The following is a 26,894-nucleotide window of genomic DNA, read 5'->3' as shown; positions in this document are numbered from 1 at the left end:
GGGGCATGCCGGGATGACTCGTTGTGCGGGTGTGGGTGGTTCGGGTTGGGAGCCCGTCAGCCGGGTGGGGCGCCGTCGACAAGTGCCGTGAGGCTGGTGGTGCGGCGGCGGGCGCGGGTGCGTGGTCCGGGTACTGCTGGTTCCGTTGTCTCTTCGCCTGTGAACGTGACCCAGGGGTCGGGGAGTTGGCGTTTGGTGTGCCAGGCGCGGAGGAGGGTGTGGTTGAGGCCGGCGAGGGCGAAGGCGATGAGGATGCTGTTCTTGGTGGTGCCGAAGACGCGGGTGAAGCCGCGGTCCATGTGGAGGCGGTGGGTCTTGATCTCGGCGTTGCCTGATTCGATGGCGGCGCGGCGTCCGTAGTCGGCTGCCCAGGCGTTGGTGCCCCAGACGGTGCGCTGGCGGGTCCAGGCCATGACGTCGGGGCTCAACGTGATGGTCTTCCCGCACGCGCACTGTGCGCCGATGCGGCAGGTGGTGGTGGGGCGGGTGTGCGGGAGGCGCATGGAGGTGGGGTGGTTGGGGCAGCGGAGGTGTCCGGCGAGTGCGGGGCCTTTGAGGCGCTGGTAGCCGTCGGTGTCGGGGCGGCTGTGCGGGGTGAAGGCGTAGGCGGCGCGGTGGTCGTAGCGGGCACGGAGCTCGGTCTTTTCCGCACTGCGCATGCCGATGGGGAAGCCGGGCAGGTCCCGCAGCGGGTGCGGGAGGGCGTCGGTGAAGACGGTGCCGTCGATGATGACGGTCCCGGCCAGGGGCCCGGGGTGGGTGCCGCGCTGGTTCGGGTGGAGGTCGATGACCGGCTCCAGGCCGCGAGCGCGGACGGGGTGGGCCCATCGGGCGGGGGTGCAGAAGGAGTATCCGCGGTCGGCGATGACCTCCCTGGTGTGCGGGCGGCGGGCGAGGTGCTGCTCGATCAGGCTGATGCCGGCGTCGCCCTTGTGGGATCCGGCCACGGCGAGGTGCATTGCGGTGAACACGAACGGCACCTCGGGCGCGCGGGCGCCGAGGGCGCGGGCGTTGACGGCGAGATGGAGATCGTGGCCGCAGAAGACGTTGCCGGGTGAGGCGTTGGTGCCGGAGTCAAGGAGCGCAACGAACCTGACAAAACCTTCTCCGAATGCTCCGTCGTGGGCAGCCCCAAGGTCATCACCAACATCGCGGCGCTGCTGTCCCTGCGCGACCTTGGCCGTACCGACCCCGCCGTCCGTGTACCCCCGCTCCTCATCATCGACTCCCCCCTCGCCGACCTCGGAGCCGTCGACCGATCCACCAGACACCGCCTCATCGACACCCTCATCGACGTTGCCTCCGACGGCTACGCCTGCCAGATCATCGCCGCCACCAACGACCTCCTGCCCCACCCCTACTCTGGCGTTCGCGAAATTTCCGTCAACACCGACAACCGGCTCTTCGACCACGCACCCCGCAGCGACACCTGAACCACCAGCCTGCTCGAAGCACGCTGGGACGACATATAGATATCGCCGAGGTTCGCATCGATCTCGCCTGATAGTCGAACTGCCGCCGCTCGCGCCCACACCCGAGGGCCTCTTGCAGCTCGCCCCATTGGCGGATGCGGGCAGAGTCGCGCGGGCAGAAGCGTCGACCGCCAGCGCCCGCGAACTCAACCTCTTTCCGTGTGGGCCGCCCCTGCATGCTGTGGTGGCCGATGTCCAGACATCGTTGCCGCGCGGCCGCCCGAGAGGGTCCTCTGGGACTTTTCTGGGACTTCCGGCTTCATCAACCGGCACGAGCGTGAAACAACTGAAAGGCCATTCGCGCAGGTCAGCGACCAAACCCCTCTCATCGTGGCAGGTCACCGCGCTGGCTGGTCTCTTCCGCGACATCTGAGGAGCGAACGCCGCGACACCCCGTCCGACCCTGTTTCGTCATGGGGCGGACGGGATGCGGTCGCATCTGTGGGGCCGCACCCGGCGTGCCTGCCCTGCTCCGCGCCTTCGGCGGACGACCGTCCTCGGGTCCGCGACGCGGTACGTGAGCCGGCGAGGGCGCTATAGGGGCACTCCGGCGTCTTCCGATCGACGTCACGTGCAGGATTCGAGGTGCCGGATGCCAGGGAAGAGACTCTTCCACAGCTCTTGGCTCACGCTCTCGGGGTGATCGGCGCAGAGCGCCTTGTGGATGCGGTCGGTGTCGAGGTCGAGCAGAAACGTCTGTTCCGGCTCGTCGCTCGATGCCCGCTTCGGCAGAACAGCGATGACGGGACGCTTGCCGGGGAGGAGTTCGGCCTTTTCCGCCACGTCAAGGGTCACCCGGCTCGGTGTCTGCCATCGGCCGTCGGCTCCGATGTCCCAGATCCGGTACGGAGCGCTGGTGATCATCTGGGATCCGTCCGGACTCAGCTCAAAGGTGTCGATGGGGCGGTCGAAGCGCATCGGCGCCTTCGGCCGGGGGTGGCGGGGGTCCGTGAGGTCGACCAACTCGACCGTCCCGTCACTGAGTGCCGTCGCCAGGGTGTTGCCGTCGTCGCCGGCCGAGTAGTAACCGCCGTCGGTGGCCTCGAGGCTGCTGAGTTCCCGAGGCCGCGTCACGTCGGAAATGTCCCACACCTTCACGGTCTCGGCGACCGAGTCGGTCAGCAGCAGGCCGGACTTGGCGAAATAGGAGGAGGCTTCCCCGGCAGCCGCGTCCACCAGCCGCTTTCCCTGGCGAGGATGCGCGGGATCGGTGAGGTCCCACAGTCGCAGATCGGAACGCTCCAGTGTGATCAGTGTCCTGTTCCCCGCGAACCAGAGCGCTCCCGAGGTCATCAGCTTCAGGTCCACGTTCACGGTCATCACTGCCCGCCGTAGCGGGTGGGCCCTGTCCCTGATGTCCCAGAGTTCGACACGTCGCCCGCCCCCCGCACCGATCGCGAGGGTCGAACCGTCCCGGCTCACCGCGGTCAACGGGTCAGCGGTTTTGAAGGGGATGTCGGCGCGCGGCACGGGAGCGCCGTTCTCCCCGAACTCCCAGAGCCGGAACGTATGCGAGTCCGTTCCCTCGATCCACCGGTGCCCCAGCAGCACGGGCGCCCCTGCGCCGGGAAGGAAGTACCGGGCTTCCCACTGCTTCGGCACCTCGAACCTCAGGCGAGGGCTGGCGGTCACGCCGGTTTTTTTGTCCATCGCACCGATGTCCCAGACCTGGCTCGTCAGCTCGAATTTCTCGTCCGCCGATCTGGTGACCATCAACGTGCCGTCCCTGCTGACGGCCTCCGTACCCGGATCCCCCACCGCCAGGCTGCCGTCGGCGGCCGGTGCGGGCGGACGCTGCGGCCAGATGCGGACGGCGCCCCCCACGTCCCCCGCGGCGAGGGAGGTGCCGTCCCGGTTGTAGGCGACCGCCTGGACCGCTTCCCCGCCGGGCACCCCGGTGAGGGTGTCGTCGTACAACGAGGTGTCCTCACGGCCGACCTTGCGCAGCGCGACCCCCGCGTCCCTGTCGGCCGCGGCGAGGATCCCACCGTCCGGCCGGAAACTGAGCGAGGGCTTCTCCTGGCCGCTCACCCCTCCCCACACGCGCTCGTAGTCCTCCGCTTTGACCTTCCGTAGCGTGCGCCCTCCCCGGGCGTCCCACCATTCCAGCCGGTCCTGGGCGCCTGTGGTGACGAGCAGGTCGCGTCTCGGATGGAATGCCACGGCCCACAAGGTCTCCGTGGGGGCGGTGGCCCGCAGGACCGGCCTGGCCGGATCGGTGGTGTCCCACAGTTTCACCTCGGCCGGCAGCTCAGCCTTTCGGCCACCCCTGCCGTGCGCCGTGGCGAGCAGGCGCCCGTCACGGCTGAACGAGAGGGAGATCAGAGCGACCCCGGCAGCGCTGACGACGCGCTCCGCCCGCAGCACGGGGGCGGTCGGCGCGGACAGGTCCCACAGCCGGAGCTTGCCCCGGTCGTAGCCGCCGGCCAGAGTCTTCCCGTCAGGGCTGAAGGCCGCGGTGAACGCGACCCGGGAGGTCGTGGCGTGGAACCCGACCCGACGCGGGGCGTACGGGTCGGTGGTGTCCCACAGACTGAGCCGGTCCGGCGCCAGCACCGCCAGGAGTCGTGACGAGGGGTGGAAGGCGATCGCCGCGTTCTTGCCCGCCTCGATGGCCTTGGCCTTGCGTGGCCGGGCCCCGCGCCTCATCTCCCACAGCTGGACCCGTCCACCGCGCTGGCTGGTGGCGAGTACCCGGTCGTCGGCGCGGAAGGTGACGTTGAGGACGGCCTTGCGGGTGCCTCGCAGTTCCACCGGTGCCAGGGTGGTGTACGCCGCATAAAGACTGGAGCGGGTCTCGGTGGTCCGCGCCGTCCCGTAGGCGGCAAGACTCAACTGCAGGGCTGTCAGAGGGTCCCGTTCCCGCATGGTGTCGGCCTGCGCAGCGACCCGCCGGGCGATCAGGTCGGTCTCCCGGCTCTCGGCGTCCTTCTGCGCACCCCGGGCCGTCACGGCGAGCAGGCTCGCCACCACGGCGAGGGCAAGGACCACGGCTCCGACCGCCGTCAGTGTGCGCCTCTTCCTTCGCTCCGCCCGGTCGCCGGCCCGGAGGAACGCGTCCTCCACCGGCCGCATCGGAAGGACCTTCCCGACGTCCGCGGTGAGTGACCTCGCCGCGGCGAGGTGTCTGCCCGCGTACAGGCCGCCCGCCGGCCGGCCGGACTCCTCCCAGGCGTCAGCCGCGTCGGCCAATCGCCGCCGTACCAGTAGTCCGTCGAGATCGGCGTTGATCCACTCCTGGAGGAGGGGCCAGCCATGGAGCAGCGAGTCGTGGCACAGCTGCGCCTCACCGTCGTCGACGATCACCAGTCGGGCGTCCACCAGCCTGCGGAGGAGTTCCCCGGCGTTGTCGCCCAGTTCTTCGGTGCGGACCCGGCGGCGGACCGCCACACCTCCGTTGTCCACCAGCCGGACCAGGCGCAGGCAGAGTTCACGGAGTTCGGCTCGGCCTGCCTCGTCCAGCGAGTCATGCAGTCGGCCCGCGACCCGGGCCACGGAGGTACCGATACCGCCGGTCGCCTGGTATCCGGCGAAGGTCAGGAGACCGCCCTGCCGGCGCCGGGCCCAGGTCTCCTGCAAGGCGTGGGCCAGGAAGGGCAGGGCTATGGAGTTGCCGTTCCCACCCCGTGTCAGGCTCAGTTCACGCAACAGGAGATCGGACAGGCCGCTCTCCAGCCGGAGGCCGGCGTGTACCGCGGGCAGCTCGATGGCCTCCCGCAGCTCGTCATCGGTCATGGGGGGAACGGTGAACTGCCCGGCCGTCACCAGCACGGAGAGCCGCGGGTCGCGCAGGCAGGCACCGAAGTAGTCGGCGCGCAGGGCGAGTACGAGCCGGGGACCTGGCAGAACCGCGTCGTCCTCGGGGGAACTCGCGCCGGTCAGCGCACGGATGAAGAGCTCCCGTTCCTCGGGGTCCTCACAGTGCGTGAAGATCTCCTCGAACTGGTCCACGACAAGGTATCCGGGCGCCTTGTGACCCTTCGCCGGCTGGGGGAAACGGCCTGCTCCCAGGGCGAGTTCGGCCTCGCCGAACGACACCCCCACCGCCGAGGCCCAGGACGTCACCAGACTGCGGAAGGGCCGGGGTCCCGGCGCGGGCAGCAGCAGGACGGGCCCAGGGGCCGCGTCGCTCTCCGCTCCCGTCGGACCGAAGGAACCCATCGGACCGGAGGAGCCGGGCACACTGCCGAGTCGGGCCCCGAGGCCCGCCCTGAGCAGCGAGGACTTGCCCACTCCCGAGGGCCCGACCAGCACCAGGGGACCGGCCCCCTGTCCGGTCTCCTTCGCCCGTCGGACCAGGGCCCGGGTCAGCTCCTCGCGACCGAAGAAGAGGTGACGCTGCTCGGGCAGGAACGGCCGCATGCCCGGGTACGGACACGGGCCCTCCTCGGTCTCCTGTCCCCCGGCAGCGGACTCGTCGACGGCGGAAGGAGCGATGTAGCGGGCGTTCGCGGCCAGAACCAGGTCACCGATGCCCCCCACGCTGTCGGTGTGGGGGCGGGCCGGTGCGCCGCGCAGTTGCCGGTCGAGCCTGCGGTGGGTCTCCGACAGGGTGAGCCACTTCGGTCCGCCCGCGTCGCCCTCCCGCAGCAGTCGCAGCAAGGCGCCGCTGAACAGGGTGTGTTCGTCACCTTCCGGCGCGAAGGACGAGGCGTAGTGGGTGGCGGAGGCCAGCAGGAAACTGCCGTTGGGCCGGGCGGAGACGTACGGGTCGGCGCGAAGCCCGTGGCGGGCGGGCTCCGCGAGGCCCGAGAAACAGCAGTCGAGGATGACCAGCGAGCGCACACCGGCCGCACTCAGCCGGTTCTTGATCTCGGCGTACGGCACCGCGTGGACGCTGCTGTCTGCGGATGCTCCACCGGAGGTGGCGAGGTAGAGCTGGTCGCCCGGGCCCAGGAGACCGTGGCCCACAAAACAGAAGACGACGATTCCGCCGTCCGCGCGTTCGATCGCCTCCGCCAGGGCCCCGAGTACGTCGGTCGGCCCGTCCGGGTCCTCGATCAGCCTGACCCGTTCCTCAGGCATGCCGCACACGGACCGCAGCGTCCCGGCGATCCCCGCGGCGGAGCGGAGGGCACTCGGCAGATCCGTCAGCGGCGAACCGGCCGGATAGCTGCCTGTCCCGACCACGACCGCGCTGCAGTCCGCTCCGGTCAGGTCTCTCGCGTCCCCCCACTCCACAGCTCAGGTCCCCGCTCTGCCCGGCTGGTCGGGCAGGTCAGTGCCTTCGGCAGGAACGGCCCGGTCGGAGCTCTCTTCCTCCTGCGTCTGCTCGGACTCCCTGGCGGTGACGGCGCGTTGCCGGATCGACTCCGCGACCTGCGCCGCCACCTCGCCCGTTCCCTCCGCGGTCAGCCCTCGCACCCGCTCGGAGGCAACGGTGACGCTGGTTCCGTCGGGCAGAGTGATGGTGACGGTCCTGTTTCCGCGGCGGTTCTGGAGCCACGCCACCAGCGCGGCCCCGAGGGTGGCGGCCACACCGCCGGGCTCCAGCACCAGCGACACCAGTTCCTGCGCCGCTCCCATGCTCCCCGGCTCGGGCGCGGTGATCGCCGCACGGGCCATGCGGGGCCGCAACTCCGGGTCCCGGCCGAGCCACTGGCGAAGGTCGCTGGTGCTGCTCCTGACGTCGTCCGCATCGGAAACAACGAGCGTTATGCGCACCAGTGCCCCTGTCCTTGTGGAAAGCAATGTGCCAGAACGTGTCAGGATAGACGTCAATTCTTCGTAGGGAAAGATCAGTTACGTGAACCGGCCAGGTCCGGAACTCCTGCGGACGCGGCCGGTGGAGACCGGCGCCGCGGCCGACTCCCAGCTGTGGATCCCGGTCGGGCGGAGCGGTCGGAGCACCAGGGCGTGAACACCGCTGTGCCGCTCCCCACCGGCCGGTCGGCGTACCTCGAACGGCACGGTCCTCCCAGCTCCGGGCCGGTCCAGGTAAGCCGGGTGGTGACGTATCCTCATGCGACCTCTGTGTCCACCACCAGGGGATCCATGGGCATGGCCCCGCTCGACCACTGTGAAGTTTCATGCGTGCAGCATCCATAGGCGTGCTCAGCGGCGCCCTCGCACTGCGCGGTTCCGCCCTCGCGGTCTCGCCCACCCACGCGGCGGACCGTACGGAATGGCGGGCCCGGTTTTCCGCGGACCGGCTGGAGGGCCTGGTGGACCGGCCGCGCTCGGGGGCGCCGCGGCAGATCACGGACGAACAGGTCGAAGCCCTGGTCGCCAGGACACTGGACCAGGCGCCACCGACGGGTGACTCACACTGGTCGACGCGTTCGATGGCCGGGGCGGCGGGCATGTCGCAGTCGGCCGTCTCGCGGATCTGGCGGGCGTTCGGCCTCAAGCCGCACATCGTGGAGACCTGGAAGCTGTCGACCGACCCGCAGTTCGTGACCAAGGTCCGCGACGTGGTGGGCATCTACCTCGCCCCGCCCCAGAACGCCCTGGTCCTGGCGGTGGACGAGAAGCCGCGGATACAGGCCCTGGACCGAACCCGGCCCGTGCTGCCCATGGCGCCGGCCACACCGGCGAAGATGACCCATGACTACGTCCGGCACGGTACGACCAGCCTGTTCGCCGCCCTGGACATCACCTCCGGCCCCGTCATCGCCCAGCACTACCGCCGCCACCGACACCAGGAGTTCCTCCGCTTCCTGAAGGTCATCGACGCAGCCGTCCCCCAGCACCTCGAACTCCACCTGGTCCTGGACAACTACGCCACCCACAAGACCGAGCCGGTCAAGAAGTGGCTGCTCCGGCACCCCCGCTTCCACCTGCACCTCACCCCCACCCCGGCATCCTGGCTCAACCTCGTCGAACGCTGGTTCGCCGAGCTGACCTCCCGCAAACTCCGCCGCTCGGCACACCGCAGCGTCCTCGAACGGCCATGTCTACGGCGCCATAGACCTATCATCGCTGTTGCCCACCGCGGATGCGCTGATCTTGTGCGCACCTTTGACAGATGAGAAACAACGGATTATCGATGGCCGACGTCTGGCTCTGCTCAAGGACGGCGCCTTGGTCGTCAATGTGGGCAGGGGCGAGCTCCTCGATACCGATGCGTTGGTCCGTGAACTCGAACGCGGTCGCCTCCGTGCCGCCTTGGATGTCACCGACCCCGAGCCGCTGCCTCGGGAGCATCCGCTTTGGCATCTTCCCGGCGTTCTGATCACACCGCACACCGCAGCGTTCACCGACGCCTTCTCGGCCGAGTCGATACGTTTCCTCCGCCGACAGCCTCACTCCTACGCACGAGGCGAGGCCATCGAGAACGTGGTACTGACAGCGGAAAAGTCTCCATGATCAACTGGTCCAGCCGGGTGGGACGCTTCACAGGTGAAGCCGGAACAAGCCGTGGGATGTCGGCTCCGCGTCCGGAGATCAGCGATCCCCCTTGCTGGGCTTTTTGCGACGAAGGTCGCTTGAGTCATAATATGTCTATTCGTGTGTATGTACCGAGGTAGGCGGCGCTGGTGGCCCCTTTCTCCTGCCACATACAGAACTGACGCCACCTTCTGCCTTCACGCGTTGCCGGGGGAGGCCCTTCAAGATCGTTGTTTCGACAAGTGGGATGTATTGATGACGAATCCGCCATGGCTGAGCGTTCCGAACTCGACGGAATTGCCGGACGACCGGTCGGCCGGACCGGATGCGGGTCTGCCCCGGGTGTTCGACGTGTACGAGCGTCTGGGCCACGCCGATCCGACCGGGGCATGGGACTCGTTCTGCCGGGCGCACAACTGGGCCGCCTCCTTTCCCGGGGCTTCTCCCGCCGACGGCGCGGGCGACCACGTCCTGTCCATCCGGCCCGCCGAGGGGGGTTGGCTGCTTTCCGGGGTGTGGCGACTGCCCCCGGCGTACCGGCGGGCGCGGTGGCTGGCACTGCGGTCCGCCCCCTCAGGAGACGGGCGGGCGACGGAGTGCCATCCGCTGTACGTCGTGGGTGTCGGAGCGCTGGAGCGCTCGGGCGCGGTTGACGACGAGGCTCTCCTGATACGGCTGCGCGACCTGTACATACCGGCGGGGCTGACCGCCTGTGCGGCGGGACGGGAGCTGCGGGCGGAGGAGGCGGAGTTCCTGTGGGTCGCGGTCACGGCGATGGCGATGGGGGCCGCGAGGCACCTGCTCGAGACCACCGCACGGCTGGCCCCCGAGCCCGTACCGCCCGACTCGCCGACCGCGGGCCTGGGTGCCGCGCTGGACCGGAGGCGGGAGGCCGTACGACGGGACCTGACCCTCGCCGCGGCCTCGGGCGCCGGGGCGAGGGCGGTGACCCCCGGCATCGTCGAGCGGGTGGAAGAATCACACCATCTGGTACGCGACGTGTACGCGGCGGCGTACCAGTACGCGCTGCCGCGTACCCGAAGCGTTCACCCCCTTGAATCGATCATGACAGGGAGTGTGCCGGTACTACAGCACGCCCGGTTCATGACCAGCCTTCTCCCCTCCGCCCGCACGACCTCCTGACTAGGACACGGCACCCCCTATGACAGTCATCGCTTACCAGGGCGAACCAGGCTCCAACTCGGCGACGGCAGTGGCCCACTTGTACCCCGGAAGCCAAGGGCTGCCGTGCACCGGCTTCGACCAGGCGCTCGACGCCGTGCTCCTGGGGTCCGCCGACCTCGCGGTCATCCCGGTGGACAACTCTGCGGCCGGACGGGTGGCGGACGTGCACCACCTCCTGCCGGACGCCGGTCTGTCGATCATCGGGGAGTACTTCCTCGACATCCGCTTCGACCTCATGGGCGTACCGGACGGGTCGCTGGAGCAGGTCGAGACCGTACGCAGCCACGTTCACGCACTGAGTCAGTGCCGGAAGGTCCTGCGGGAGGGCGGCTGGCGGACCCTCGTCAGCGATGACACCGCGGGTGCGGCTCGCGAGGTGGCGGAGTTGCGCGATCCCCGGCAGGCGGCACTCGCCCCGCCGGCCGCTGCGCAGCTGCACGGGCTGCGGGTCCTGAAACCGGGTGTCGAGGATGATCCGGACAACACCACGCGCTTCGTCGTCCTCTCGCGCGATCCGGCACGTCCGCCGGACGCCGGCGTTCCGACGGTGACAAGCCTGTTCTTCCTGGTACGCAACATCCCCAGCGCGCTCTACAAGGCGCTGGGCGGGTTCGCCAGCAACGCCGTCAACCTCACCAAGATCGAGAGCTACCAGCTCGGGGCCGGGACGCAGCCCAGCCGCTTCTACATCGAGATCGAGGGCAGTCCCGACGAGACCCGCGTGGCCCACTCCCTGGACGAACTGCGCTTCTTCTCCTCCGAGGTACGCGTTCTGGGCGTCTACCCCGCGCATCCGCGCCGCTTCCGCGATCACGCACACCGACCTTGAGGTTCACCGGCGCGCCGCGTCCAGGAACTTTCTGGCGGCCGGCCTCGGTCGGGCTCTTGCCCGGGTCGGCGTGCGGAGCCTCCCGCAGGACCTCTCCCCGCTCCGTCAGGAGGCCGCGAAGGGCCGCCAGTTGATTGAGTCGCCGGGCCGGTGGATTGGGCCGGACGGACGCGAAGGTACGGCGCGGTCGGGCGTCGCGAACGTGATCTCGGATCCGGCCTCGCCGAGGATCCGGTGCGCTTCGGTGAGCTTCTCGGCCCAGGCGTCAATGTCAGCGGCTCCGAGGCCCTTGATTCAGCCGTGCGGGGCCGCCGACGGCTGTCCGGCGAACAGCGCTTGGGTGGCGATCAAGTGCGCCGCGCGCTCGGCAATGCCCAGTACGGCCGCATTGGTGTTGGCCGAGACGATCGAGGGCATCACAGAGGCGTCGGCGATCCGCAGGCCGTCGATACCGTGGACGCGCAGGGCCGTATCGACCACTGATTCGCTGTCCGTGCCGATGCGACAGGTGCCCACCGGGTGGAAATAGGTGCCGGCGGTGTGACGGACGTACGCACGGCACTCGTCGTCGGTGTCCACCTCCCCGCCGGGGAGGATCTCGTCACCACGCCAGACCGACAAGGCGTCGGCCCGCGCAATGTGCCGTGCCATGCGCAAGGCGGTGACCATACGGTCCACGTCCCCGCCTTCGGCCAAGTACGCCGGGTCGATGAGCGGATGGGAGTAGGGGTCCGCGCCGCGCAGGCGCACACTGCCCCGGCTGGCGGGGGTGGCGAGCGCGAAAAGGATCGAGAAGCCCTCCTGGCCACCCTCCCATCGTGGCTTCAGCGCCACGGACGTGAAGCTCATCAGAATGTCCGGGTCCCCGCCCTGGCCGGTGCGTGTGAGGAGCATCGCCTGCCGCGAGGAGCCGGGCACCGGGGACTTCTTCACCCCGTAGGAGATCCAGGCCAGCGGATGGTCGTGCAGATTGGCGCCTACACCGGGGAGATCGGCACGAACCTGGATCCCGATCTGCCGCAGATGGTCGGCAGGGCCGATCCCGGAGAGCATGAGCAGCTGCGGGGATCCGACGGTTCCCGCACTCAGCACGACTTCCCGCTCGGCGCGGACGGTACGCGCTCTGCCGTCCCGTACATACTCGGCACCTACGCATCGCCCGTTGTCGATGACGAGCCGCCGCACCTGCGCATCGGTGACGACTTTGAGATTGCGCCGTGAGAGCACCGGCAGGAGATAGGCGTCCGCCGCACTCTGCCTGCGGCCTCCGACGACATTCCTCTCGGCCCAGAACACCCCTTCGGCCCCAGGGGCATTGCCGTCCGCACAACGAGGGAAGCCCGCGTCGGCCGCCGCGTCATGGAGGCTCTGTGCGAGAGGACCGGCGACGGGCGGCTCCTCGATGATCATGGGACCCTCCTGTCCCCGGAAACGCGGATCTCCGCCCTCGGCCCGCTCGCTGCGCATGAGGAACGGCAGCATGTCCCGGTAGTTCCAGCCCACGGCGCCCTGGTTCTCCCAGGCGTCGTAGCTCGACGCGTGGCCACGCAGGTGAATCATGCCGTTGATACTGCTGGAACCGCCCAGTACCCGCCCTCTGGGCCAGATATGGACAGTGTTCTCGGTACCTGCCTGAGGCAGTGTCCTGTAGTTCCAGTCCACGGGTGAGCCCCACAGACCGATCGCTGCCACGGGATCGGCATCCGACATGGCTGCGGGCCCTTCCCCGGCTCCGGCCTCCAGAAGGGCCACACGGACGTCAGGGTCTTCCGACAGCCGGGCGGCCAGCACGGCGCCGGCGGTCCCCCCACCGATGATGACGTGATCGTAGACGTTCTCCAATGCCGTCCCCATTTATCCGGAAAGTTCGCACGTCCTGTCCGACGGTTCCGCGAACGATGAATAGGGTCGACGCTAATGAGCCGATGTCTATTTCGCATGCACAACTTGTCTACGCCGCTCAGCCGGCCCGGTGCAGGCCGTTGAGGACGGTGGATCAGGAACCTTGGTGCGCCGCCGAATCGGGGCGACGACCCGCGGCCGCGGTCCACCCCGACACCCGTTGACGCAGTGTGACCGCCTCCGGAGCGGTCAGCTCAGCGAGCAGATCACTGGCGCGCCGCCATGAGTCGAGGGCGGCCGCCGTGTCGCCCCCGGCCGCGTGGGCATCACCGACGTACGCGAAGCTCTCCGCGACCAAGTAGGTCACCTCCGGTTCCGCGAATGATGTCGGCGCCGCCATCAGGGCGGGCAGCGATGCCTCGGGACGGCCCTTCCGCAGGTGCACCAGCGCGAGGCTGTCGCGGAGGGCCGACACCTCAAGGACATCACCGAGTTCGTGGTGCCGGGCGATGGCGGCCTCGTAGTGTCCGATCGCCTTCTCGAACTGCTTGAGTGAGGCGGCCGCTTCGCCCAGGCTGCCCAGGGCGTCCGCTTCGCCGCGCCGGTGCCCGGCTGCCTGGTACGCGCCTGTTGCCGCGGCTGCCGCCGCGTAGGCGGCCTCGTGGTCGCCCAGCAGTTGCCGCGCCTTGGCGAGGGAGTGATGTGCCCCGGCTTGCTTCACCACGTCGCCCAGGTCCCGGGCGCACTGGAGCGCGACCCGCTGGACCGTGGCCATCTCCGTCCAGTGGCCGACGCGTATCTGGAATGTCTCCAGCTCCCGGGCCAGGTGCCAGGCGTGGCGGGGGAACCCGGTCGCCGCTGCGGCGGTGACGGCGGCCAGCAGCACCGTATGCTCGCGCGCCGTCCAGGTCAGCGCCGCGGCGTAGTCGGCCGGGTGCTCCGCCACGACGTCGCCGACCGGGAGGTCCGGGGTGTACCGCGTGCGGGACGGGTCCAGAACCGAGGCCGCGTTCGCGGTGCTCCGGAGAAGTTGGTCGAAGAACCTGCGCCGTGCGTCGTTCCAGCGGTCGGCCCGGTCGATCCCGGTGTCGATCTCGCCGGCGTACGCCTGTAGGAGGTCGTGCCAGCAGTAGCGTCCGGGCCGCCGCTCCTCAAGCAACAGGACGGCCTCGGCCAGTTCGCGCAGGGCGTTGCCGGCCGTGCGGTGGGGCACATCCGCCAGCGCCGCGGCGGCGGCGACGGTGATGCCCGGGCCGGGATGCAGTGCGAGCAGGCGGAAGACTCGTGCCGAGGATTCGCTGAGGGCGGCGTACGACGCGGAGAACACGCTGCGGGCGTCACTGGCCGGGTCGCCCGCACCGAGTGCGTCGAGGCCGTTGCCCGAGACCTCGGCGGCGATGTCACGGAGCTTGAAATCGCGACGCGACGAGGCCCGCGCCGCGACCAGGGCGAGGGCGAGCGGAAGGCCGGCGCACAGTCGTACGAGCTCTTGCACCGCCTCCGGCTCCGCCGCCATCCGCTGTTTGCCCAGGCGCCGCTGGAGCAGATCAATGGCCTCCGCTTTTCTGAGCAGGTCCAGGTGGATCGGATGAGCACCGTCGACGGCTACGATCCCGCCCAGCTGGGCACGGCTGGTGATGATCACCAGACAGGCTGGTCCGCCGGCGAGCAGCGGACGGAGCTGCTGAGCGTCGCGTGCGTTGTCGAGCAGAAGGATGAGACGGCGTTCCGCGAGGGTGCTGCGGTACAACGCGTGTTGCGCCTCGGGATGGGCCGGAAGCCGGTCAGCGGCGACGCCGAGCGATTGCAGGACGATGCGCACCGCTTCGTCCGGCGATGTCGGGGGGCTGGTGGGGTCGAATCCGCGGAGATTGACGTACACCTGGCCGTCCGGGAAATCGTCCGACACCGCGTGGGCCCAATGCACCGCGAAAATGGTCTTGCCGACCCCGGCGGTGCCTGTCACCAGGCCAATCGTGGGGCCGGGTCCGGTCCGCGGTCGCGCGTGCAGCCCGACGGCCTCGCGGAGATGTTCCGCCCGGCCGGAGAAGACGCTCAGGTCCGGCGGCAACTGCGCCGCGGCCGTGACGGGAGCGGACCGGGACACCGGCTCCTCGTCCACGCTCGGCGCGACCGCCAGCCCGGGATCGGCCTTCAGGATGCGTTCGTGAAGCGTTCGCAGCCCTACTCCCGGATCGACGCCCAGCTCGTCGGCGAGCACCCGGCGCGCCTCCTGATACGCGGACAACGCTTCGGCCTGGTGCCCGCAGCGGTAGAGCGCGACCATCTGCATCTCGCGCAGCCGTTCGTCGAACGGCCGGTCCGCGACCAGGGCGGTCAGCTCGTCGACCACCCAGGTGTGTCCGCCACGGTCCAGCTCGGCCTGTAGCAGCGTGTTACGAGCGGACGAGCGCATCCGGTCCAGCGCGTCGCGTTGCCGTTCGGCGTACGGGCCGGGCAGTCTGGCCAGCGCGGTGCCCGGGAACAGGTCGAGGGCGGCCCGCAATGCGGAGACGACCCGTCCGGGGGCGCCGGAGCGCCGGGCGGACTCGGCCTCGGCGGCATGCCGGCGGAAGACACCGAGGTCGAGCTCCCCGGGCTCGAGCGGAAGCTCGTATCCGCCGAAACCCGAACGGATCACGGGTCCTCCGGTGCCGTCGCCCAGGGCACGGCGCAATCGGTAGACGTATGTCCGCACAACTCCGGCAACGGTCGCCGGAACGTCATTGCCCCACAGGGCGTCGGCGATCTCGTCGATCGACATCGGCGCGCCGTCATGCAGCAGCAGCGCGGCCAGGAGGGCCTTCTGCTGCGGCGAGCCGAGAGTGAGTTCGACGCCGTGCCGACGGGCGGTCACCGGGCCGAGAACGGTGAACGACAGACCTCTGCTCATCGGCGTTCTCCTCGAGCTTCGCGATCAGGCCGCTGACCTCGGTGGTGATCCAACGGTGATACCGCGTCGATACCGGCCGGGTTGGATGCGAGACATGGCCGACCGCGCAGGCCGACCTGGAAATTACTGCACATTGGAGAACCACCATCATGACAACCGTGCGGGACATAACCGGCAGGAACGCACTCGTCACCGGATCGACCAGCGGCATCGGCAGGGCCACCGCGACGGTCCTGGCCGGTCAGGGCGCGTACGTCCTCATCACCGGGCGGGACCAGGAACGGGGGGACGAAGTCGTGGACGTGATCCGTGCCGCGGGCGGCAAGGCCGACTTCCTCCGGGCCGATCTGTCCGACGCCAGCTCCGCCGACATTCTCGCCGAACTGGCTCTCGATACGGCCGGGGGCCGGATCGACATCCTGGTCAACAACGCCGCGATCGGTGCTCTCGGCGCCACCGCCGGGTTCGACGAGGCACTGTACGACAACCATTTTACCCTCAACGTGAAGATCCCGTTCCGCCTCGTGGGCGCGATCGCTCCCACGATGGTGGAGCGGGGCAGCGGCGCGATTGTGAACATCACGTCGATGGCCGGCCAGTTCGCCATCCCGGGCATGGCCGTATACGGAGCGTGCAAGGCAGCCCTGGGCCTGCTGACGAAGAACTGGGCCGCCGAGTACGGTCCCTCCGGCGTACGCGTCAACGCGGTCAGCCCGGGTACCACCCGCACCCCCTTTGTGGCGCCTCTGGGCGACGCGCTGGAAGGGCTGGCCGCGCAGTCTCCCCTGGGCTACGTCGCAGACCCGGCCGAGATCGCCTCCGCGATCGCCTACCTCGCCAGTGATGACGCCAGCTTCGTCAACGGTGTCGTCCTCAACGTCGACGGCGGCCGCACGGCCATCTGACCACGAAGACACGGATCGGCGTGATCCCGGGGCGGGATCACGCCGGCTCACGCGCCCTCCCGCGAAGGGTTCTGCCACCCGGTGTCGCTCCGATCTAGCTCCGGTGACACGCCGTAGCGGGTGGGCCCGCGGTGTAACCAGCACAAAGCCGCAACCCGGTTCCGCGTCTACAACGCTGCGGAGGCATTCCCAAGTGGAACCGTGACCACAAACTGGCCGGGCTGCTCCTGGCCCTTATCGGCCTTATCGCTTTCCTCCAGCTGAGTGTCGATTCTGGCCTCTTTCCCTGGGCCGGGTACTCGATCCTGGCCGAGTTGATCGCGAGCGCCCTCCTCCCTGTTCGGCTGACCTTCGTGGTTGGGTTCGCGGACCTGGGCGCGGTGGCCAGTGTCTACGGGGCAGGCATCCAGGAAGTCGCCGCGCGCGACCGCTTCATCACGGTTCCGGCGGTGTTTCTCGCGTTCGTCATCAGTCTCGTCGTCTGCCGCCTCCGTGAGGAACAGCACAAACGTCTCAGAAAACTGACGATCTCCCGAGCCCGCTTGCGCCTGCTCAGCGAGGCGGGCCGTCGTGTCGGCAGCACTCTGGATGTCTCGCGTACGGCAGCCGAACTGGCCGATGTGGCCGTGCCGGAGTTCGCCGACCTGAGCCGGGTCGACCTTCTCGTCGGCCGGGAACCTTGCGCCGCGCCGACCAACGGCACGGAACGGGTCTACCTCGCCGCGAGGCAGGGCGGTCCCTCCGTCGTGCACGAGACTCCAAGGGGCCCTGGGAACCCGATGACGTATCGGGAGTCGTCCGGTCCAGCCTTCATCCGCATGACGGTCACGGGGTGAGGGTGCTTCAGACGCTCAGCCGTCTGTTCCCAGCACGGCCGTAGCGCCGTCGAGGTAGGCGTCGAGCTTCAAGGTGACAGCCATCGCTCCGGTCAGTCCTGCGCCCCGTCCTCGTCGTCGTCGAGCCCGGGTACGCCCGCACGTCCACCGTCTGCTGAGTGACCACCGGATCATCCCAGGTCAGCCGTATTCGTTGGTTTTGCGGCCGATGATCCGGCTACCCCAGCAGAGACAGCAAAACTCACTGAGCTCGGATACGAGGCGTCAGCACGCCAAGTACCCTCCCGCAGGCCCAAGCCCCCGCCCGGCGAGCCGCTCCATACAACCGTGCAGAGCCCTCGAGGAACCTGAGCGCCCACGCCGTGCCATCGAGATGGACGGCGGGTTCCTCTCTGTTCGACGCCCGGAAGCCACGCACCTGATCGCTTCCATGTTCGATGTCCTGCACCGCGATCGCCTGGCCCGGCACATCCACGAGGGCGCGCTCTCCGCCATGGACCTTACTGTCCGCCACCCCCGTGTCCCGGCAAGTGATCGCGGCTCCCGGCTCGCCCTTGCACTCTGCCAACCCCTTGACAGCGCCCCGGGGACCTCGGTAGTCCCAGCACAGCGCAAGGCTATTGACCAACCGCGCTTCCCGAGTTGAACAGAAAGGCTTGACAGGGAAGGCCCCGTCGCCATCCTCCCGTGGGCCACCGCGAGTGACAGCAGCATCGCCTTCGGCGGACTGCTCAGCGCCCTGTACGGGCTGGCCTCCTCGCTGGCTCAGCCGGTCAAGGGACGCCTGATGGACCGCCACGGCCAAAGCACCGTGCACCTGCCGGCCGCCCTACTCAACTCAGCCTTCCTGGTGGCCCTGCCCCTGGTCGGACCGTACGGCGGATCGCGTCTCGCCGCAGCCATCGTCGTCACAGCCGGCCTGACCACTCCTCCCCTGGAGGCCGGTCTCCGGGTGCTGTGGCCCAGCGTGCTGCCCGACCCACGGCTGCGGCACGCGGCACTCGCTCTCGATACCGGTTCGCAGGGCCTCCTGTACATCGTCGGCCCGCTGCTCGTGGCCGCGCTCGCCTCCGCGTACAGCCCCGCTGTCGCGCTGACCGTCACCGCCGCCCTCGGTCTGACCGGCACCGTCGCGGTCGCCTGCACACCGCCCTCCCGCCGCTGGCGTCCCGCACCGTCCGCCGGTACGGACATCCGGTCGGCGCGGGGTCTGGCCAGCCGGGGCCCGGTGTTGCTGTTCATGTCCCTGACTGGGATCGGATTCGCGATCGGGGTCATGAACGTGTGGTCGTTCGCGATGGCCGAGCAGCACGGCCAGGACATGCTCTCCGGGATCATCCCCGCCGCGTTCTCGACCGGCAGCTTCCTCGGCGGCCCCGCCTATGCACGCCGCGCCTGGACCGGCGCCACCCGCGACCGACTGATCGCAGCCGTGGCCGCGTTCCTCGTCGGATGGTTCCCGCTCCTTGCCCTCCTGGGACCGTACGCGGCCACCTGTGCGGTCGCCGTGCCCGGTGCGTTCCTCACCGTTGTCGTCGCTTGTTCGTACGTGGCCACGGACGCGCTCACACCGGCGCGCCGCACCGGTGAGGCGTACGCGTGGCTGAGCATTTCCCCGAAAGGGTGTAGTTCGATTCCCTTTCCCGGACAAGGCGCTTTTCGCAAAAGCAGATGAGCTAACCCAACGTGAGCCCGAACCACCTTGCCCCAGCGGCGGTCGATGGTCTGGACCGTCTGGCCCTTGCTCTTGCCGCCGACGACGTAGGAGCAGGCCCGATTTCCCTGTGTGATCGCTTCGTTGATGCCACTGACCACCCGAGATCTCACAACGTTCTCCAAAGCGACCTGGCAGATGCCCTCGACGACTGCGCGCGGGAGTGTTCCGTCGGCCGGACGCGGCCGGTGGTCGTCGCCGAGGTCTTCCCCGCCGGTGCGGAAGTGTTCCGGAGAGCCCTCGAACCGCGCCCCAGGCCGAGCGGGCCTCCCGGCCGGCGCGAGGGTCCTCCGCTCGCCAAACCTGCGGAGATCAAGGGAAAAAGTCCTCAACGAGACCGCACCAGCGCGCGGCACCCCGCTCCCCTACGGCTCTGGACCACCACCTGGCACTGCGAAGTTCGAACATCCTGCCTGATCGGACGCCATCTCCACGTACCCCGACCAGCACTCCAGAGCACCTGACGCTCCATCAGAAAGAGCGTCAAATGAGCGTCAAGATACCTCTGAGAGCGTCATTTCAGCGTCAAGATATCGCCCTTAAAGCACATAGAGCACATCATGCGCACCCACCAAAGCCCCAAGTCAGCGGCCCTTCACGGCAGGTTCAAGGATCGCCACACACTCCACATGGTGCGTCATCGGGAACGGGTCGAGGGCTTCCCGATGACGGTTGCGGCGTGAAGAAGGATCACGCTTGCCCTACTGCCTCCAGGCTGGACAGGGCATCGTGTCCCGCCGTGGCGTACACGGCTCTGTCTTGGCTGGGATGGCACGAGTTGTGCCCGCGTGTGGCGGCGGCTTTGTAGCAGGTGATCGCCGGTTTCGGTAACCGGGGAAGTTTCGGAGACCCGACGTGTGAATTGCTCCCACGCGCCCCCTCCGCCTCACACCACACCGCCGCCGGCCGTCCCGCCTACTCCCAGAACTCCATGGCCGCCCCCTCCGCCCCGCCCGAAGCAACCAACACCGGCGAGTCACCCTCCCCGCTCTCCGGCACCTGGTACTCGACCAAGAACCTCGCCGGCATCCTGCACGTCAATCCCTTCTCACCGTGGACGAGGCCAGAGCGGCTCAGTCGACGGACCCGGTGAAGTCGCAGGCGTGGTCGCGTGCCCACTGCGCGTAGGAGCGGCCCGGGCGGCCGAGGACTTCGGCGAGCGTGAGGTAGGTGCCGTCGAGATCGAGGTTCGCTTCGCGGGGTTCGTCGGTAACCCCTTCCACTCCGTCGTAGCTTGTGAAGCCGGACAGCCAGTCGGCATTGTCGGCGGCGAACCCCCCTTGCCGGCGGTAGAAGCTGAGCGCCTGTTGGGGCGTCACCTCGTCGAGGGCGATGTCGTCTCCGATTGCCGTGGCAATGGAGGCGACCTGTTCGCGCTTGGTGAGCGTGTCGGGGCCCACGATCGTGTCAACGCGTCCACGGCGGTCGGAATCAAGCAGGTCGGCGATGATGACGTCGGCGATGTCGCGCTCGTGGATCGGGTTGCCGGCCTGGTCGGGGAACGGCTCAATCACCCGTCGGCCGGAGCGGATGGACGGTCCCCAGATGAGCAGGGCGTTGGTGGCGAACTCGCCGGGCCGGACGATCGACCAGTCGAGCCCGGACGCCTGCACCGCGCGCTCGACGGGCAGGTTGTAGGTGGTGTCGTAGCCCGCGGTCACGGCAGCGGATGACACAACCACGATGTGCTCGATGCCCGCCGCCCGCGCGCACGCAACAACCTCGGCGGCGGTGTCGGGCACCGCGATGAGCACAAGGGCCGTAGCCGTCCTGAAGGCGGTGTCGAGCGTTGACGGCTCGTAGAGATCACCGGCCACCACCTCCACGAGAGGGGGTAGACCGGCTTGTTGGGGACGCCGGGACACAGCACGCACTGGTCGGCCGGTGCTCAGTAGCCCATCCACGACGTGTCGGCCGAGGATCCCAGTTGCGCCGGTTACCACAGTGAAAGGCAGCACTCTATCAAGATGAGACATCACAGTCTCATAATGGTACCGTGCAGTACGATTTGGCAATGGAGTTGTCACCGCAGAGGCAGCGCACGTGCCATGCCATTCTCGACGCGGCGGCCGGCGAGTGGGCTCAGGACCCCACTGTGAGCCTGGGCCGCATCGCCACGGCGGCCGGCGTCGGCCGGGCTACCATCCATCGCTACTTCCCCGACCGCGAGCACCTCCGGTCAGCGCTCGTCAGCGATTCCTGGGCTGTCCTGCACACGGCGATCGTCGAGGCTGCTCCCGGCACCGGCCCGGTGCCGGAGGTAATCGACCGGATCGTCAGCGCCATGGTCCATGTCGGTGACCGTGTGCTGTTCCTGTTTGCCTCGACAGAGGGGAGTCCCTCCCATGCCGACGTCTCGCTCGCGAGCGCGGTCGATGAGATCCTCATCGCAGAGATCCAGCGAGGACAACGGGATGGTGACCTCGACTCGACCGTCCCAGCCCAGTGGATCCAACGCATGTTATGGAGCATCGTCTACACCGGCCTCCACGCCACCGGCGACGGGCTCGTCGCACGGCATGGGGTCGAGAACCTGATCCGCTGGACCCTTCGCGGCACCATCAGTACACGCTGAGACAGCTATGACGCCAATGCCGTCCACGCCCTGGCCCAGCTCGTCCGACTCGGCCTGCCAACGGGACCGCTGATCGCCGACCGCACCCAACCCCATCCGCACCCCCCTCTCCCTCACCGTCCAACCAGCCCCAGGACCACGCCGCTAGACCAACTGGTCCCCAACTGGTCCCCAAGAACGACGGAAAGGCGGTACCGGATTTCTCCGATACCGCCTGCGACCTGCGTAAACGCTGGTCGGGACGACAGGATTTGAACCTGCGACCCCTTGACCCCCAGTCAAGTGCGCTACCAAGCTGCGCCACGTCCCGATGGATCCCGGGTCACTGGGGAGAACCCCGCGTGACCACGTAGGAGAACATTACCGCACTTCGTGGGGCGTCGAGACGTGGGTTGTCCGGGTGGACGGGCGGACAATGGGGGGATGACGGAGAACCCGCGGGACCGCGACGGTGAGGGGCGGGCGCGGAACGCGCGGCCGCGGGACGGGTTGGGGCGGCCGCTGCCCTACGGGGCGTCGGGCGTGGAGCGCCAGCCGGAGGGCGTGGTGCGCTCGCCCGCCGAGACCGTGTGGGAGGCGCAGCTGCTGCTCGACGCCGGGAAGCCGTTCCACGCCCACGAGGTGTTCGAGGACGCGTGGAAGTCCGGTCCCGGCGAGGAGCGGGCGCTGTGGCGGGGGATGGCGCAGCTGGCGGTGGGGCTCACCCACGCCGCCCGGGGCAATACGGCCGGCGGGGCGCGCCTGTTGCTGCGCGGTGCCGGGGGGATCGCGCCGTACCGCGACGACCCGCACGGCCTCGACATCGGCGGACTGGTGGGCTGGGCCCGGGAGTTGGCCGCCCGGGTCGAACCGGTGGAGGGGGTGGGGGCGGCAGGTCGTACGGCCGGGACCGTCGACGCCGCCCGCGAAGCTCCCCGGCTGTCGGGCTGATGGGACGACCGGGCTGATCAGTCCTCCACCAGCACGACCTCCAGCGTGCGCGGGCCGTGTACGCCCTCCACCCGGTCCAGTTCGATGTCGCTCGTCGCCGACGGGCCCGAGATCCAGGTCAGGGGGCGGGTCGGGTCGAGCCGTGGCATGGCCTGCGGTACGGATCCGACGACCTGGTCCGCGACCCGTACGACACAGATGTGGTGGTCGGGTACGAGCGTCACCCGCCGCCGGCCCTGGTCCGGGGAGCCGTCGAGCACGAGGGTGCCGGTCTCCGCGACGGCCAGCGCGCAGCCTGTCACCACGCTGTCGACGAGGTTCAGTTCCTGGGCGGTGGACCCGAGGGAGTCCTCGACCCGGGTGATCTCGGGGCCCAGTGCGGCCAACCAGGCGGGTGGGACGCCCGGTGGTGCGAGAACGGTGGTCGATCCCCTGGTGGTCAGGAGCGTCGCGACGAGGGCGGGAAGGCCCTCCTCGTCCGTACGGTGGACCAGCGCGCGGTAGTCGGCGAGGTTCTCCGCCAGCAGCTCGACGACGCGTTCCGGCTCGGTGTGCGTGGTGCGGTAGTCCCGGGTGGCCGGCGGCGCGTCGGGGGCGTCCGCCACCGCGGCGCGTACCCGCGCGAGGATCTCTTCCCTGGCGCTCGTGTCCCTGGCGCTCGTGTCCCTGGGGCTAGGGTCCCCGGGGCTCATATCCGTGGCGCTCATGTGGTGCTCCCCTTGCCGCGGTTCTTCGTTGAGCTGTTCTTCTCGGCCCTGTTCTTCTTCCACCAGTCGCGGAACGGCTCGGGCGGCAACTCCGGCAGGTCGCGGCTGTCCGTCCACGCGGCCCCGCCCGGCACGCGCGACGGATGCAGCTTGCGCGTCTTCGACGCGACCCGCTCCCCCGCCGCGAGCACCTTGGGATGGTCGAAGACCCACCCGGACGCCTTGATCGCCGCCTTCTCCAGCCGGTGCCCCTTCCCGCCCCGGTCCGCGATCCTCTCCCGCAGGTGTACGAGCACCTCGGGGATGTCGATGGCGACCGGGCAGACGTCGTAGCACGCGCCGCACAGGGAGGAGGCGTACGGCAGGGAGGCGTCGACCTCGCTGCCGATGCCCCGGAGCTGGGGGCTGAGGATCGCGCCGATCGGGCCGGGATAGACCGAGCCGTACGCGTGCCCGCCCGCCCGTTCGTACACGGGGCACACGTTCAGGCAGGCGGAGCAGCGGATGCAGCGCAGGGCCTGGCGCCCCACCTCGTCGGCCAGCGTGTCCGTGCGGCCGTTGTCGAGCAGGACGAGGTGGAAGGCGCGCGGACCGTCGCCGTCCGTGGTGCCCGTCCACATGCTCGTGTACGGGTTCATCCGCTCCGCCGTCGAGGAGCGCGGCAACGTCTGGAGGAACACCTCCAGGTCCTGCCAGCTCGGCACGATCTTCTCGATGCCGACGACGGAGATGAGCGTCTCCGGGAGGGTCAGGCACATGCGGCCGTTGCCCTCGGACTCGACCACGACCAGCGTGCCCGTCTCGGCGACCATGAAGTTCGCGCCCGAGACGCCGACCTTGGCGCGCAGGAACTTCTCGCGCAGATGCAGCCGCGCCGCCTCCGCCAGGTCCGCCGGGGTGTCGGAGAGGCCCTCGGGGGCCGCCCGGCCCCACGCGCCCATCTGCTCGCGGAAGATGTCGCGGATCTCGCCGCGGTTGCGGTGGATCGCCGGGACCAGGATGTGCGAGGGCAGGTCGTCGCCGAGCTGCACGATGAGTTCGGCGAGGTCCGTCTCGTACGCGCTGATGCCCTCGGCCGCGAGGGCCTCGTTGAGGCCGATCTCCTGCGTGGCCATCGACTTGACCTTGACGACCTCCGACTCGCCGGTCGCCTTGACCAGTCCGGCCACGATCCGGTTGGCCTCGGCCGCGTCCCTGGCCCAGTGCACCACCCCGCCGGCCGCCGTCACCGACTCCTCCAACTGCACCAGGTACCGGTCCAGGTGGCGCAGCGTGTGGTCCTTGATCTGCTTGCCCGCCTCCCGCAGCAGGGCCCAGTCGTCCAGCTCCGCCACCGCCTTCTCCCGCTTGTCGCGGATGGTGTGCGTGGCGTGCCGCAGGTTCCCGCGGAGGGTCTCGTTGCCGAGCGCGGCCTTCGCCGCCACCGGGAAGGCCGGCATCCCCAGATACGTACCGCTCATGACCAGGGCTCCTCTTCGGTGGACGCAAGGATCTCCGCCAGGTGCAGGGCCCGCATCGGGGCGTCCTCGCGGCTCAGGATGCCGCCGAGGTGCATCAGACAGGAATTGTCGGCTCCGCAGAGCACGCCGGCGCCGGTGGAGACGGCGCTGCGTACCTTGTCCTGGCCCATCGCGGCGGAAACATCGGAGTTCTTGACGGCGAAGGTGCCGCCGAAGCCACAGCACTCCTCGGCGCCGGGCAGCTCTCTCAGCTCCAGGCCCTTCACCGCCTCCAGCAGCTTGCGCGGCCGCTCCCCCAGGCCGAGCATGCGCAGGCCGTGGCAGGAGGGGTGGTACGTGACGACGTGCGGGAAGTACGCCCCGACGTCCGTCACGCCGACCACGTCGACCAGGAACTCGGTCAGTTCGTAGGTGCGTGAGGCGAGGGACGCGGCGGCCGCGTCGCCGATCTCGGGGTAGTGCCGGCGCACCATCGCGGCGCAGGAGCCGGAGGGCGTCACGACGTACTCGTACCCCTCGAAGGCCCGCGTCGTCCGGCGGACCAGCGGTTCCGTCTCGCGGCGGTAGCCGGTGTTGAACTGGGGTTGTCCGCAGCAGCTCTGAGCCTCGGGAAAGTCGACTTCCACACCCAGGCGTTCCAGCAGCCGTACGGTCGCGATCCCGGTGGACGGGTATACGGCGTCATTGACGCAGGTCACGAAGAGGGCGGCGCGCATGGGCGGAGCATATGCCGCGCGTGGGGGCATACGAAAGTCTTTCAGGCGACTGATGGGTCGTCAGACATCCGAGGGGTGATCGCGTCCGCCTTTGTGGGGTCCGCACCCCCGTCGGGCGGTCGGGCGCCATGGGGCAGACTCGGTGCGGTGAGAAAGATCTATGTCATCGGCATCGGGGCGGGCGACCCGGACCATCTGACGCTTCAGGCGGTCAAAGCGCTCAACGAGGTCGACGTCTTCTTCCTGCTCGACAAGGGTACGGAGAAGTCGGACCTGATCCGCCTCCGGCACGAGATCCTGGAGCGGCACGCGACCGGCCGCCCCCACCGGCTGGTCGAGGCCCGGGACCCGGACAGGGACCGGGACCGCACGGCCGGCGGAGCCGCGTACGCCGGCGCCGTCGACGACTGGCGCGGCAGGCGCGCCGACCTCTACGCGCGCATGATCACGGACGAGCTGGGCGACGGCACCACCGAGGCCGGAGACGGCGGCTCCGACACCGGCGACCGGAGCGTCGGGGCCTTTCTCGTCTGGGGCGACCCCTCCCTCTACGACTCCACGCTCGCCATCCTGGAGGAGATCCTGGAGCGGGGCACGGTCCACTTCGAGTACGAGGTGATCCCGGGCATCAGCAGTGTCTCCGCGCTGGCCGCGAAGCACCGGATCGGGCTGAACCGCGTCGCCAGGCCCGTCCAGATCACCACGGGCCGGCGGCTGGCCGAGGGATGGCCGCAGGACGCGGACGACGTCGTGGTGATGCTGGACGCGCACCAGTCGTTCCGTCACCACCTGGCGGACGACCCGGTCATCTACTGGGGCGCCTATGTGGGGACCGAGGACGAGATCCTGGTCTCCGGGCGGCTCTCGGAGGTCGCCGGGAGGATCGAGGAGCTGCGGGCCGAGGCGCGGGCGCGCAAGGGCTGGATCATGGACACGTATCTGCTGCGACGGGACTGACCCCGCGGCGCCTCGTAGGCGCCGCGCATATCGGCGGTACCGCATATCGGCGGTACCGCGGATCAGCAGCACCGCGGATCAGCAAGCAGCACGGCATCAGCGGCACCGCGGACCATCGGCTGCTGTCACCGGGTCGTACGCGCCGTGCGCCCGGAGAACGCCCTTCGGCGACCTCCGGACCTGAGCCACGGTGTACGACACGGTGACAGCAGCCGACAGTTCCCCCGTTGCCGTCCCCGTCGGGCCCCCGCACCCGCCCCCCCGCTTCCGCGGACGGTGCAGCGACCATAACCACCTTCCGCCGCCGTCCGACAGCCTTTGCGCGGAGAGGCAAAAGGGCGCTCGCCGGGGGCGGTCGGCATGATCCCGTCCGCTTGCCTCATTTGGCCTGTTTTTTGCACCCGCCCTCAGGCCGGTCGCCCCTAGGGATTTCCCGCCCTCCCCCTGCTCAAGGCCGCACACCTCTGGGGAAGTTGCACACGTACGACCGGTATACACCCTTCCGCATACTCCTCCGGGTCGATGATTTTTACGTCAGGCTTCA

18 protein-coding genes, 1 tRNA gene and 2 pseudogenes are annotated in these 26,894 nt (G+C 69.3%); 11 read left to right on the top strand and 10 right to left on the bottom strand.

The features are described 5' to 3' along the window. Nucleotides 1-56: 56 nt before the first annotated feature. Nucleotides 57-971: a hypothetical protein gene (locus ACIO1C_RS00825; protein ID WP_401856918.1), complete on the bottom strand. Its 915-nt coding sequence runs from the start codon at nucleotides 969-971 to the stop codon at nucleotides 57-59. Nucleotides 972-1,121: 150 nt separating this feature from the next. Here ACIO1C_RS00825 and ACIO1C_RS00820 point away from each other — a divergent pair, with 150 nt between their 5' ends. Then, entirely contained in the window at nucleotides 1,122-1,433 is a 312-nt protein-coding gene (locus ACIO1C_RS00820) for a hypothetical protein (RefSeq protein ID WP_401856916.1), read from the top strand. A 606-nt stretch (nucleotides 1,434-2,039) separates the two neighbouring features. Here the strand turns inward: ACIO1C_RS00820 and ACIO1C_RS00815 are convergent. Together ACIO1C_RS00815 and ACIO1C_RS00810 are read right to left on the bottom strand one after the other, a co-directional pair. Further along, nucleotides 2,040-6,653, bottom strand: coding sequence for a hypothetical protein (locus tag ACIO1C_RS00815; RefSeq protein WP_401856914.1), 4,614 nt, complete (start codon nucleotides 6,651-6,653; stop codon nucleotides 2,040-2,042). Between the two features lie 3 nt (nucleotides 6,654-6,656). After that, complete coding sequence (locus ACIO1C_RS00810) at nucleotides 6,657-7,136, bottom strand: hypothetical protein (RefSeq protein WP_401856913.1); 480 nt, start codon at nucleotides 7,134-7,136, stop codon at nucleotides 6,657-6,659. 365 nt (nucleotides 7,137-7,501) lie between these two features. Between ACIO1C_RS00810 and ACIO1C_RS00805 the strand changes: the two are divergent. The 4 genes and pseudogenes from ACIO1C_RS00805 to ACIO1C_RS00790 form a co-directional block, all read left to right on the top strand. Further along, a pseudogene (locus tag ACIO1C_RS00805) lies at nucleotides 7,502-8,335 on the top strand (IS630 family transposase); the annotation flags it as partial. Between the two features lie 61 nt (nucleotides 8,336-8,396). Further along, nucleotides 8,397-8,780, top strand: coding sequence for an NAD(P)-dependent oxidoreductase (locus ACIO1C_RS00800; protein WP_401856912.1), 384 nt, complete (start codon nucleotides 8,397-8,399; stop codon nucleotides 8,778-8,780). 276 nt (nucleotides 8,781-9,056) lie between these two features. Next, nucleotides 9,057-9,944: a hypothetical protein gene (locus ACIO1C_RS00795; RefSeq protein ID WP_401856910.1), complete on the top strand. Its 888-nt coding sequence runs from the start codon at nucleotides 9,057-9,059 to the stop codon at nucleotides 9,942-9,944. 19 nt (nucleotides 9,945-9,963) lie between these two features. Next, complete coding sequence (locus ACIO1C_RS00790; RefSeq protein ID WP_401856908.1) at nucleotides 9,964-10,815, top strand: prephenate dehydratase; 852 nt, start codon at nucleotides 9,964-9,966, stop codon at nucleotides 10,813-10,815. Between the two features lie 294 nt (nucleotides 10,816-11,109). Here the strand turns inward: ACIO1C_RS00790 and ACIO1C_RS00785 are convergent, their stop codons facing one another. Together ACIO1C_RS00785 and ACIO1C_RS00780 are read right to left on the bottom strand one after the other, a co-directional pair. Beyond that, nucleotides 11,110-12,657, bottom strand: coding sequence for a GMC family oxidoreductase (locus tag ACIO1C_RS00785; protein ID WP_401856906.1), 1,548 nt, complete (start codon nucleotides 12,655-12,657; stop codon nucleotides 11,110-11,112). Between the two features lie 154 nt (nucleotides 12,658-12,811). Continuing rightward, a complete protein-coding gene (locus ACIO1C_RS00780) occupies nucleotides 12,812-15,550 on the bottom strand; it encodes a BTAD domain-containing putative transcriptional regulator (RefSeq protein WP_401856904.1) in 2,739 nt (912 codons plus the stop codon). Nucleotides 15,551-15,708: 158 nt separating this feature from the next. Between ACIO1C_RS00780 and ACIO1C_RS00775 the strand changes: the two genes are divergently transcribed. From ACIO1C_RS00775 to ACIO1C_RS00765, 3 genes and pseudogenes are all read left to right on the top strand, one after another. Next, nucleotides 15,709-16,455: an SDR family NAD(P)-dependent oxidoreductase gene (locus tag ACIO1C_RS00775; RefSeq protein WP_401856903.1), complete on the top strand. Its 747-nt coding sequence runs from the start codon at nucleotides 15,709-15,711 to the stop codon at nucleotides 16,453-16,455. Between the two features lie 314 nt (nucleotides 16,456-16,769). Continuing rightward, nucleotides 16,770-17,291 carry a hypothetical protein gene (locus ACIO1C_RS00770; protein ID WP_401856902.1) on the top strand — a complete coding sequence of 174 codons (522 nt, stop codon included), beginning with the start codon at nucleotides 16,770-16,772 and terminating at the stop codon, nucleotides 17,289-17,291. Nucleotides 17,292-17,967: 676 nt separating this feature from the next. Continuing rightward, nucleotides 17,968-18,966, top strand: a pseudogene (locus tag ACIO1C_RS00765) (MFS transporter); the annotation flags it as partial. 1,112 nt (nucleotides 18,967-20,078) lie between these two features. On the opposite strand, the gene ACIO1C_RS00760 reads toward ACIO1C_RS00765, so the two are convergent. After that, complete coding sequence (locus ACIO1C_RS00760) at nucleotides 20,079-20,981, bottom strand: SDR family oxidoreductase (RefSeq protein ID WP_401856900.1); 903 nt, start codon at nucleotides 20,979-20,981, stop codon at nucleotides 20,079-20,081. A 20-nt stretch (nucleotides 20,982-21,001) separates the two neighbouring features. On the opposite strand from ACIO1C_RS00760, the gene ACIO1C_RS00755 reads away from it, so the two are divergent. Next, nucleotides 21,002-21,580 carry a TetR/AcrR family transcriptional regulator gene (locus ACIO1C_RS00755; RefSeq protein WP_401856898.1) on the top strand — a complete coding sequence of 193 codons (579 nt, stop codon included), beginning with the start codon at nucleotides 21,002-21,004 and terminating at the stop codon, nucleotides 21,578-21,580. Nucleotides 21,581-21,813: 233 nt separating this feature from the next. Here ACIO1C_RS00755 and ACIO1C_RS00750 read toward each other — a convergent pair. Beyond that, nucleotides 21,814-21,890: transfer RNA gene (locus tag ACIO1C_RS00750), tRNA-Pro, on the bottom strand. A 113-nt stretch (nucleotides 21,891-22,003) separates the two neighbouring features. On the opposite strand from ACIO1C_RS00750, the gene ACIO1C_RS00745 reads away from it, so the two are divergent. Further along, on the top strand, nucleotides 22,004-22,510 hold the full coding sequence (locus ACIO1C_RS00745; protein WP_401856897.1) for a DUF309 domain-containing protein: 507 nt from the start codon (nucleotides 22,004-22,006) through the stop codon (nucleotides 22,508-22,510). A 17-nt stretch (nucleotides 22,511-22,527) separates the two neighbouring features. On the opposite strand, the gene ACIO1C_RS00740 is transcribed toward ACIO1C_RS00745, so the two are convergent. From ACIO1C_RS00740 to ACIO1C_RS00730, 3 genes are read right to left on the bottom strand one after another with little or no spacing between them, the layout of a single operon-like run. Beyond that, nucleotides 22,528-23,202: a lactate utilization protein C gene (locus ACIO1C_RS00740; protein WP_401857970.1), complete on the bottom strand. Its 675-nt coding sequence runs from the start codon at nucleotides 23,200-23,202 to the stop codon at nucleotides 22,528-22,530. A gap of 11 nt (nucleotides 23,203-23,213) precedes the next feature. Next, nucleotides 23,214-24,677, bottom strand: a complete 1,464-nt coding sequence (locus tag ACIO1C_RS00735; RefSeq protein WP_401856895.1) for a LutB/LldF family L-lactate oxidation iron-sulfur protein — start codon at nucleotides 24,675-24,677, stop codon at nucleotides 23,214-23,216. After that, entirely contained in the window at nucleotides 24,674-25,393 is a 720-nt protein-coding gene (locus ACIO1C_RS00730) for a (Fe-S)-binding protein (protein WP_161308791.1), read from the bottom strand. Before ACIO1C_RS00730 ends, ACIO1C_RS00735 begins: the two co-directional genes overlap by 4 nt. A 147-nt stretch (nucleotides 25,394-25,540) precedes the next feature. Between ACIO1C_RS00730 and cobF the strand changes: the two genes are divergently transcribed. Continuing rightward, the gene (gene cobF, locus ACIO1C_RS00725) at nucleotides 25,541-26,350 is read left to right on the top strand and encodes a precorrin-6A synthase (deacetylating) (RefSeq protein ID WP_401856893.1); all 810 of its coding nucleotides are present in this window, start codon (nucleotides 25,541-25,543) and stop codon (nucleotides 26,348-26,350) included. Nucleotides 26,351-26,894 lie beyond the last annotated feature (544 nt).

Origin of the sequence: Streptomyces sp. NPDC087420, assembly GCF_044744165.1 — a bacterium.
Lineage (GTDB): Bacteria > Actinomycetota > Actinomycetes > Streptomycetales > Streptomycetaceae > Streptomyces.
Note: the sequence above shows the minus strand (reverse complement) of the source record. Positions and strands in the feature narration are given on the sequence as shown.

Bases quoted from the DNA above. Each gene is read 5' to 3' on its own strand.
- ACIO1C_RS00790 (WP_401856908.1), top strand. From the start codon at position 9,964: ATGACAGTCATCGCTTACCAGGGCGAACCAGGCTCCAACTCGGCGACG.
- ACIO1C_RS00730 (WP_161308791.1), bottom strand. From the start codon at position 25,393: ATGCGCGCCGCCCTCTTCGTGACCTGCGTCAATGACGCCGTATACCCG.
- ACIO1C_RS00735 (WP_401856895.1), bottom strand. From the start codon at position 24,677: ATGAGCGGTACGTATCTGGGGATGCCGGCCTTCCCGGTGGCGGCGAAG.
- ACIO1C_RS00740 (WP_401857970.1), bottom strand. From the start codon at position 23,202: ATGAGCCCCGGGGACCCTAGCCCCAGGGACACGAGCGCCAGGGACACG.
- ACIO1C_RS00780 (WP_401856904.1), bottom strand. From the start codon at position 15,550: ATGAGCAGAGGTCTGTCGTTCACCGTTCTCGGCCCGGTGACCGCCCGT.
- ACIO1C_RS00745 (WP_401856897.1), top strand. From the start codon at position 22,004: ATGACGGAGAACCCGCGGGACCGCGACGGTGAGGGGCGGGCGCGGAAC.
- ACIO1C_RS00795 (WP_401856910.1), top strand. From the start codon at position 9,057: ATGACGAATCCGCCATGGCTGAGCGTTCCGAACTCGACGGAATTGCCG.
- ACIO1C_RS00760 (WP_401856900.1), bottom strand. From the start codon at position 20,981: ATGTCTCATCTTGATAGAGTGCTGCCTTTCACTGTGGTAACCGGCGCA.